This window comes from Amnimonas aquatica, from assembly GCF_002943415.1.
Taxonomy (GTDB): domain Bacteria; phylum Pseudomonadota; class Gammaproteobacteria; order Pseudomonadales; family Moraxellaceae; genus Perlucidibaca; species Perlucidibaca aquatica_A.
Window position 1 is genome coordinate 1 of the sequence record NZ_PTQZ01000054.1, and the last position, 8,866, is coordinate 8,866.

Annotated in this window: 8 protein-coding genes; 1 reads left to right on the forward strand and 7 read right to left on the reverse strand. The window is 68.6% G+C overall.

Going from position 1 to position 8,866, the window contains the following annotated elements; genetic code table 11:
• Window positions 1-398: 398 nt before the first annotated feature.
• The 6 genes from ispH to murJ are packed head-to-tail and all read right to left on the reverse strand — an operon-like array spanning window position 399 to window position 7,875.
• Window positions 399-1,349 carry a 4-hydroxy-3-methylbut-2-enyl diphosphate reductase gene (ispH, locus tag C5O18_RS03675; protein ID WP_105191562.1) on the reverse strand — a complete coding sequence of 317 codons (951 nt, stop codon included), beginning with the start codon at window positions 1,347-1,349 and terminating at the stop codon, window positions 399-401.
• 17 nt (window positions 1,350-1,366) lie between these two features.
• On the reverse strand, window positions 1,367-1,837 hold the full coding sequence (locus C5O18_RS03680; protein ID WP_105191564.1) for an FKBP-type peptidyl-prolyl cis-trans isomerase: 471 nt from the start codon (window positions 1,835-1,837) through the stop codon (window positions 1,367-1,369).
• Window positions 1,834-2,364, reverse strand: coding sequence for a signal peptidase II (gene lspA / locus C5O18_RS03685; RefSeq protein ID WP_105191566.1), 531 nt, complete (start codon window positions 2,362-2,364; stop codon window positions 1,834-1,836). The genes C5O18_RS03680 and lspA overlap by 4 nt, the downstream gene beginning before the upstream one ends.
• Complete coding sequence (gene ileS, locus C5O18_RS03690) at window positions 2,357-5,248, reverse strand: isoleucine--tRNA ligase (protein ID WP_105191568.1); 2,892 nt, start codon at window positions 5,246-5,248, stop codon at window positions 2,357-2,359. The genes lspA and ileS overlap by 8 nt, the downstream gene beginning before the upstream one ends.
• Window positions 5,249-5,265: 17 nt before the next feature.
• Entirely contained in the window at window positions 5,266-6,192 is a 927-nt protein-coding gene (gene ribF, locus C5O18_RS03695) for a bifunctional riboflavin kinase/FAD synthetase (protein WP_105191570.1), read from the reverse strand.
• A gap of 57 nt (window positions 6,193-6,249) precedes the next feature.
• Window positions 6,250-7,875 (reverse strand): murein biosynthesis integral membrane protein MurJ, encoded by a 1,626-nt coding sequence (gene murJ, locus C5O18_RS03700; protein ID WP_105191572.1) that lies wholly within the window; start codon window positions 7,873-7,875, stop codon window positions 6,250-6,252.
• A gap of 172 nt (window positions 7,876-8,047) precedes the next feature.
• Here murJ and rpsT point away from each other — a divergent pair, with 172 nt between their 5' ends.
• Window positions 8,048-8,311 (forward strand): 30S ribosomal protein S20, encoded by a 264-nt coding sequence (rpsT, locus tag C5O18_RS03705; RefSeq protein WP_105191574.1) that lies wholly within the window; start codon window positions 8,048-8,050, stop codon window positions 8,309-8,311.
• 121 nt (window positions 8,312-8,432) lie between these two features.
• On the opposite strand, the gene C5O18_RS03710 is transcribed toward rpsT, so the two are convergent.
• Window positions 8,433-8,866: bestrophin family protein (locus C5O18_RS03710; RefSeq protein WP_277422142.1), on the reverse strand; the 434-nt coding region annotated here is incomplete at its 5' end.

An 8,866-nucleotide genomic window follows, 5' to 3' on the forward strand; every position in this document is an offset into this window, starting at 1 on the left:
GCAACGGCTGTGCCAGCAGTGCGCGGTAGTCGGCCTCCGGGTTGAAGCGCATGCGCAACGCCAGCTCGGACAGCAGCATGACGGCATGGCGACGCTGCCAGGCATCGCGCTGCAGGTCCGCCGCCTGCCAGTGCGCCGCCAGCAGGCCGCTCATGCCCGTGCCCAGCACGACCATGGCCGCCAGCACCTCCGGCAACCCCAGTCCGCGCCGGGCAAGCCATGGCCGCCGCCGGCACGCCATGGCATGTGCTCCCGCCGTCACCGTCATGCCGCCTCCCTGCGCATGCGAATCCTGCCGGTAAAGCTAGACACGCCGGCCGGCCGGCGCCAGCCGGAAAGCACAGGGCCCCGTCATGCGGGGCCCTGTCTATGGCGGATGCGGCATGCGCGCCGGCGGATCAGACCGCCTTGACAGGGATGCGCAGCTCCTTCGGCATGGAGAAGACGATGTTCTCGGGGCGGCCGTCGAGCTCCACCGGCACCGCGCCGCCCCAGCTGTTGAGGCGGTCGATGACCTGGCGGATGAGCACCTCCGGCGCCGACGCCCCGGCGGTGACGCCGACGGCGCTGACGTTCTCCAGCCAGGCGCGGTCGATCTGCTCGGCGTTGTCGATCAGGTAGGCCGGCGTGCCGATGCGCTCCGCCAGCTCGCGCAGGCGGTTGGAATTCGACGAATTCGGCGAGCCCACCACCAGCACCACCTCGCACTGCTCGGCCAGCGTCTTCACCGCGTCCTGGCGGTTCTGGGTGGCGTAGCAGATGTCATCCTTGCGCGGCCCGTGGATGTTCGGGAACTTCGCGCGCAGGGCATCGATGACGCGCGCGGTGTCGTCCACCGACAGCGTGGTCTGGGTCACGAAGGCGAGATTGTCGGGGTCGCGCACCTGCAGGCTGGCGACATCGTCCTCGTCCTCGACGAGATAGATATCACCGCCGTACTGGCGATCGTACTGGCCCATGGTGCCCTCGACCTCGGGGTGGCCCTCGTGGCCGATGAGGATGGCCTCGGTGCCGCTGCGGGCGTAGCGCGAGACTTCCATGTGCACCTTGGTGACCAGCGGGCAGGTGGCGTCGAAGACCTTCAGGCCGCGGTCGCTGGCCGCCTGCTGCACGGCCTTGGACACGCCGTGCGCGGAGAAGATGACGATGGTGTCGTCCGGCACCTGGTCGAGCTCGTCGACGAACACCGCGCCACGGTTGCGCAGGTCATCGACCACGAACTTGTTGTGCACGACCTCGTGGCGCACGTAGATCGGCGGGCCGAACAGCTCCAGCGCCCGGTTCACGATCTCGATGGCACGGTCGACGCCGGCGCAGAAGCCGCGCGGGTTTGCCAGTTTGATTTCCATCGTTTCAGCTCCTGCCTTCAGGTCAGGGAGACCGGGCTGGCGTCGGCGTCGAGCACGCGCACGATATCGACCTCGAACACCAGTTCGCGACCCGCCAGCGGATGATTGAAGTCCACCACCACCACGTTCGGCAGCAGTTCGCTGATCACGCCCGGCAGCTCGGCGCCGCTGGCATCGGCGAAATGCATGACCATGCCCGGCTCCAGCAGCTGCTCACCGAACTGGTGGCGCGGGAAATGCTGGACATTGTCTTCGTTGCGCTCGCCGAACGCCTGCGCCGGCGACAGCAGGAAACGCCCCTGCTCGCCGGCCTGCATGCCCAGAATGGCCTCTTCGAAGCCCGGCAGCAAGCTGCCGTCACCATAGACGAAGGTGGGCGGCTCGCCACGGTCGGCGGTGCTGTCGAGCACGTCGCCGCCGGCCAGCGACACCGTGAAGTGCAGGCTGACGCGCTTGCCCGGCCCGACGCCGTCGAGCAGGGAGGTCATCGGCCCTGCTCCCGACCCTCGGCGCGCTCGCGGCGACCCTCCAGGAACAGGCTGTCGATGATCAGCATGGCGGCACCGATGCTGATGCCGCAATCGGCGATGTTGAAGGCCGGGAAGTTCCAGCCCGCCCAGTGCAGATGGATGAAATCGACGACATAGCCCTGCACGGCGCGGTCGTGCAGGTTGCCGATGGCGCCGCCGAGCAGCAGCGCGATCGCCACCGGCAGCCAGCGCGAACCCGAGGGCAGGCGGCTCAGCCAGACCAGCAGGCCGACGCTCACCGCCACCGCGATGGTGACGAAGAACCAGCGCTGCCAGCCGCCGGCGTCATGCAGGAAGCTGAAGGCGGCACCGGTGTTGTGCGCCAGCGTCCAGTTCAGGAACGGCAGCACTTCGCGCGGCCAGCCGTAGATCAGCGACTCGGTGGCCCAGACCTTGGTGATGAAATCGAGCACGATCACCGCCACGGACAGCCACAGCCATCCCCAGGGGTGCGAAAAGGCGCGCAGGCGCTTGTTGTCAGGCATGATGTCTCACCTCGCCGGCGCCGGCGACATTGGTCACGCAGCGGCCGCAGATTTCGGGATGCGCCGGGTCGCTGCCGACGTCGGCGCGGTAATGCCAGCAACGCGCGCACTTGCTGTCGGTGGACGCGATCACCGCCACGCGCAGGCCGTCGACATCGGTGGCGACGCCGCCGGCATCGGCCAGCGGGCGCAGGCGAGCGGCCGAGGTGATGAGCACGAAGCGCAGCTCGTCCTCCAGCTGCGCCAGCAGCGCGCGCAGGTCATCGGACACGAACAGCTCGACCTCGGCCGACAGCCCGGAGCCGACTTCCTTGCGATTGCGCGCCTCCTCGATCTGCTTGTTCACCGCCGACTTCACCAGCAGCACCTGGTCCCAGTAGGCGCGGGTCAGCAGCGGACTGGTCGCGGGCAGGCGCGCCAGGCCGGTGTGCCACTCGGCCAGGAACACCGAACCGGCGCGCTCGCCCGGCAGCACTTCCCAGATCTCCTCGGCGGTGAAGCTGAGGATGGGCGCGGCCCAGCGCACGAAGGCCTCGGCGATGTGCCAGAGCGCGGTCTGCGCCGAGCGCCGCGCCAGCGAATCGCGCTGCGTGGTGTACTGGCGGTCCTTGATGATGTCGAGGTAGAAGCCGCCCAGTTCGACCACGCAGAAGTTGTGCAGGCGGTGGTAGATCTGGTGGAACTGCAGGTCGTCGTAGGCCGCGATGATCTCGTCCTGCAGGCGCGCGGCGGCATCGACCACCCAGCGGTCGAGCGCCAGCATGTCATCCGCCGGCACGGCGTCGCGCGCCGGCTCGAAGCCGTTCAGGTTCGACAGCAGGAAGCGCAGGGTGTTGCGGATGCGGCGGTAGCTGTCCGACATGCGGGTCAGGATCTCGTCGCTGACCGACATCTCGCCGCGGTAGTCGGTGGCCGACACCCACAGGCGGATGATGTCGGCGCCCAGGGTCTGCATGACCTTCTGCGGCGCCACCACGTTGCCGACCGACTTCGACATCTTGCGGCCCTGGCCGTCGACGGTGAAGCCGTGGGTGAGCACGGTGCGGAACGGCGCCGTGCCGTTGGCGCTGACCGCGGTCAGCAGCGACGACTGGAACCAGCCGCGGTGCTGGTCGGAACCTTCCAGATACAGGTCGGCCGGGTACTGCAGGTCGCCGAAGCGCTTGAGCACGCAGGTGTGGGTGACACCGGAATCGAACCAGACATCCAGCGTATCGGTGACCTTGTCGTAGTGCACGGCCTCATCGCCCAGCAGCTCGGACGGCGCGAGGTCGAACCAGGCGTCGATGCCGGCCTGCTCGACCCGCTGCGCCACCTGCTCGATCAGCTCGGCCGTGCGCGGATGCAGCTCGCCGGTTTCGCGGTGCACGAACAGGGTGATGGGCACGCCCCAGGTGCGCTGGCGCGAGATGCACCAGTCCGGACGCCCGGCGACCATACCCTCGATGCGCGCCTGGCCCCAGTCCGGCAGCCACTGCACCTGCCCGATGGCGTCCAGCGCGGCATCACGCAGACCGTTCTGGGTCATGCTGATGAACCACTGCGGCGTGGCACGGAAGATGATCGGCGTCTTGTGGCGCCAGCAGTGCGGGTAGCTGTGCTGCAGCTTGCGGTGCGCCAGCAGCGGCGCCGAACCGTCGGCGCGCGGCGTGCGCAGCGCGGCCAGGATGTCTTCGCCGGCCTTGTTCACGTGCTGGCCGGCGAGCACCTGTCCGGACAGCGCCGGCGGCGTGGCGGGCAGGAACACGCCGCTGCCGTCGACCGGGTTGTCGACCGGCAGGCCGTAGCGGCGGCCGACGACATAGTCGTCCTGGCCATGGCCGGGCGCGGTGTGCACGGCGCCGGTGCCGGCATCGGCGGTGACATGGTCGCCGAGGATGACCGGCACCACGCGATCGTAGAACGGGTGCTGCAGCTGCACACCTTCCAGCGCGGCACCGGCGAAGGTGGCCAGCACCTCGGCCTGCGCGGCGGACTCGGCATCGGTGTAGCGCGCCACGGCGGACTGCCACAGCGACTCGGCCAGCACCAGATGGCGGGCGACCGGCGCCGCGCCCTCGCCGGCACCGGAAACCGGCACGCGCACCAGCACGTAGGCCAGCTCGGGATGCAGCGACACCGCCTGGTTAGCCGGCAGCGTCCACGGCGTGGTGGTCCAGATCACCAGCTCGGCGGGCACCGTGGCGCCGAGCGCTGCCGCGCTGACGCCGGTGCGGGCGGCGAAGTCGGCGGCATCGCGCACGGCGAAACCGACATCAATGGCCGGCGAGCTCTTGTCCTGATACTCGACCTCGGCCTCGGCCAGCGCCGAACCGCAGTCCATGCACCAGTGCACCGGCTTCAGCCCCTTGAGCAGGTGACCGTTGCCGGCGATCTTGCCGAGCACGCGGATGATGTCCGCCTCCTGGCTGAAGTTCATGGTCAGGTAGGGGTTGTCCCAGTCACCGAGCACGCCCAGGCGCTGGAAGTCGACGGACTGGCGCTCGACCTGCGAGGCCGCGTACTCGCGGCACTTCTGGCGGAACTCGGCGGCGGTGACCTTGACGCCCGGCTTGCCGACCTGCTTCTCGACATTGAGCTCGATGGGCAGGCCGTGGCAGTCCCAGCCCGGCACGTAGGGCGCGTCGAAACCGCTCAGGGTCTTGGCCTTGACGATGATGTCCTTGAGGATCTTGTTGACCGCGTGACCGATGTGGATGTCGCCGTTGGCGTAGGGCGGGCCGTCATGCAGGATGAACTTCGGCGCGCCGGCGCGCGCGGCGCGGATCTGCGCGTACAGCTTCCGCTCGCGCCAGGCGGCGACACGGGCGGGCTCGCGCGTGGCCAGGCTGGCCTTCATGGCAAATCCGGTTTCCGGCAGGTTCAGCGTGGTCTTGTAGTCCATATCTCTCTGCGGCTTGTTCAGACGGCAAAATAACGGTGGCCGGCGACGACATCGGCCTCGATCGCGGCCTTCAGCGCATCCAGCGACGGGAAGCGCTGCTCTTCGCGCAGCTTGTGGCGGAACACCACGCACAGGCGGCGGCCGTACAGGTCGCCGCGAAAATTCAGCAAATGCACCTCGCAACGTGCCTGCAAGCCGCCCACGGTCGGCCGCGTGCCGACATTGGCGACCGCCGGCAGCGGCTCGCCGCCAAGGCCGAGGACCTCGACCGCGAACACCCCGCGCAACGGCAGCACCTTGCGCTTCATGAGCAGATTGGCGGTCGGCAGCCCCAGCGTGCGTCCGATCTTGTCGCCATGCACGACATGCCCGGTGACCGCGAACGGCCGCCCGGTCAGCGACTCGGCCTCGACGAAGCGCCCGGCAGCGACCGCCTCGCGCAGGCGCGTGCTGCTGACACGTTCGTCGGCGCAGGCCAGGGTCGGCAGCCGGCCTACCGTGAAGCCGAACAGCGGCCCGACCTCGGTCAGCAGGGCGTGGTCACCGCGACGGTCGCAACCGAAGCGGAAGTCGTCGCCGACCAGCACATGGCGGCAGCCCAGCGCGGCGACCAGCAGCTCCTCGATGAAGCCCTGCGCGGTGTAGCGCCGGAAGCGTTCGTCGAAGCGCACCAGCAGCACGCGGTCGACGCCGCAGTCGGCCAGCGCCTCGACCTTGTCGCGCCAGGTCATCAGCCGGCCCGGCGCCTGGTCGCCGCCGAAGAACTCCTGCGGCTGCGGCTCGAAGCAGATCACCATGGACGGCACGCCCAGGCGCGCGGCCTCCTCGCGCAGCGCCCGCACCATGGCCTGATGGCCGAGGTGCACGCCGTCGAAGTTGCCGATCGTGATGGCATTGCCATGGTGCCTGGCGCGCAGGTTGTGCAGTCCGCGTATCAGTTCCATTCCCGGGGCATCCGACCTGTGTCGCTCGTCAAAACGCGCAAGTATAAAGGATGTGCATCACGGATGCCGCAGCTCGCGCGGCCGGAAGCCGGCGGCCAGCAGGGCGATGCCGTAGGTGGCTGCCCCGGCGGCGCAGATCAGCAGCACCCAGCCGACCCGCGACCAGCCCTGGTTGTCCAGCCACCAGGCGGTGTCGGGCGTGATCCACAGCAGCACCGCCACCATGAGCGCGTTGGCGGCCAGGAAGCGCAGCGCCAGCCGCGCCCAGTGCGCCTCCAGCCGGTAGATGCCGCGCTGGTGCAGGCCCTTGTAGAGCAGGCCGGCGTTGAGGAAGGCCGACAGCGTGCTGGCCAGCGACAGGCCGACGTGTGCCAGGTGCCAGACCAGCATGAGGTTGAACACCATGTTCGCCACCATGGCGATGATGCCGATGCGCACCGGCGTGCGGATGTCCTGGCGGGCGTAGAAGGCCGGCGCGAACACCTTGATCAGCATGAAGGCGAGGATGCCGCCGGCCAGCGCCTGCAGCGCCATGGCCGACTGGATCACGGCGTTGTCGTCGAACTTGCCGTGGTGGAACAGCGAGGCGATCAGCGGCTCGGCCAGCACGCCCATGGCCAGCGACGCCGGCAGGCCGACCATGACGATGACCTTGAGCGCCCAGTCGATGGTGCCGCGGAACTCGGCGTCGGACTTCTGCGCGTGCTTGGTCGACAGCGTGGGCAGGATCACCGTGGCCACGGCGATGCCGATCAGCCCCAGCGGCAGCTCGGTGAGGCGATCGGCGGTATACAGCCAGGACACCGAGCCCTCGACCAGGAACGAGGCCAGGATGGTGTCCAGCAGCAGGTTGATCTGGCTCACCGAGACCCCGAACATGGCCGGCACCATCAGCGTCAGGATGCGCTTCACGTCCGGATCCTTGAAGTCCGGGCGGATGCGCGGCACCAGGTTGAGCTGGCGCAGCGGCCACCACTGGAAGCCGAGCTGCACCACGCCGGCGATCAGCACGCCCCAGGCCAGCGCCATGATCGGCGTCGATAGCAGCGGCGACAGCCAGACCGCGCAGGCGATCATGCTCAGGTTCATCAGCACCGGGGTGAAGCTGGAAGCGCCGAAGCGCCCGTAGGTGTTGAGGATGCCGCCGGCGAAGGCGGTCAGCGAGATCAGCAGCAGATACGGAAAGGTGATGCGCAGCATGTCAGCCGCGAGATCGAACTTCAGCTCGTCGCCCCGGAAACCGGGCGCGAAAATGAAGATGATGGCCGGCGAGAACACGATGGAGACCACCGTCAGCGCCCCGAGGATCACGGTCAGGCTGCCGGCGACATGGTCGATCAGGCGGCGCACCTCGCTGTCGCCGCGCTGCGTGCGCACTTCCGACAGCACCGGCACGAAGGCCTGCGAGAACGCGCCCTCGGCGAACAGCCGGCGCAGGAAGTTGGGAATCTTGAAGGCGACCAGGAAAGCGTCCATGAGCTTGCTGGCGCCGAACAGGTTCATGAACACCATGTCGCGCACCAGGCCGGCGATGCGCGACAGCAGGGTCATGGCACTGACGATGAAGGTCGAGCGCCACAGGCTGCCGCCCGCCGGCTTGCGCGGCGGCGGTGCGGCACCGCCCCCGGCGGGCTGGGCATCTGCGGAAGCGCTGTCTGCGGGGGGAAGCGGCGAACTGGACATGAAAGCCTGCGCAGGATGGGTGAACGCGCGGCGATGTTAGCGCACGGCGGCATGGCATAGCCACAGGCGGTTGACTTGTTGCCCGGGCGTCGGCATTATTGCGCGCCTGATTTTGGATCTGGCAAATCGCCTTTTCCGGAACCTCTCATTCACAGATTTCAGGAGTCGCCCCGTGGCCAACTCTGCACAAGCCAAGAAGCGCGCGCGTCAGAACGACAAGCAGCGCCTGCACAATGCGAGCCTGCGCTCCATGGTGCGTACCTACATCAAGAAGGTCGTCAACGCCATCGCCAGCGGTGACAAGGCCGTGGCCCAGGCCGCCTACACCGTCGCCGTGCCGGTCATCGACCGCATCGCCGACAAGGGCATCATCCACAAGAACAAGGCTGCTCGCCACAAGAGCCGCCTGAACGCCCAGATCAAGGCCCTGGCCTGATCCGGTGCGCGGCGCGAGCCGCGGCGGATGACGAAAGAACCGGCCTAGTGCCGGTTTTTTCATGCCTGCGGATCCGCCACGCCGTCCCGATGTGCCGGCGCGCGCAACACACGCCGGCTGCTCAGCGCAGCACGAAGTCGACCGGCTCAGGCGCCGGCGGCACCGGTTCGCCGAGCATTTCCCGCAGCGTCGACTCGATCATGGCCGCCATGGTGTCCAGCGCCAGGTCGTTGGGCATGGTGCCGAACGGCTCCTCCAGCTCGTCGCTGAGCGCCTCCAGCGAAATGAAGGTGTAAGCCACGAAGGCGACGATCAACGGCGTCATCAGACTCAGCGAGTCGACCAGGCCGAACGGCAGCAGGAAGCAGTACAGGTAGACCGTGCGGTGGATGATCACCGAATAGGTGAACGGCAGCGGCGTGCCGGCGATGCGCTCGCAGCCGCCGAGGCTGTCGGTGAGCCCGGCCAGCGGCCGCTCCATGGCCGCCGCCAGCATCGGGTCGAGCTGCCCGGCCTCGCGCCGGGCGCGCAGCCATCCGGCCAGGCCGAGCAGGA

Excerpts from the sequence above, each read along its gene's own strand:
- ispH (WP_105191562.1), bottom strand. The coding sequence starts at position 1,349 with ATGGAAATCAAACTGGCAAACCCGCGCGGCTTCTGCGCCGGCGTCGAC.
- C5O18_RS03680 (WP_105191564.1), bottom strand. The coding sequence starts at position 1,837 with ATGACCTCCCTGCTCGACGGCGTCGGGCCGGGCAAGCGCGTCAGCCTG.
- lspA (WP_105191566.1), bottom strand. The coding sequence starts at position 2,364 with ATGCCTGACAACAAGCGCCTGCGCGCCTTTTCGCACCCCTGGGGATGG.
- ileS (WP_105191568.1), bottom strand. The coding sequence starts at position 5,248 with ATGGACTACAAGACCACGCTGAACCTGCCGGAAACCGGATTTGCCATG.
- ribF (WP_105191570.1), bottom strand. The coding sequence starts at position 6,192 with ATGGAACTGATACGCGGACTGCACAACCTGCGCGCCAGGCACCATGGC.
- murJ (WP_105191572.1), bottom strand. The coding sequence starts at position 7,875 with ATGTCCAGTTCGCCGCTTCCCCCCGCAGACAGCGCTTCCGCAGATGCC.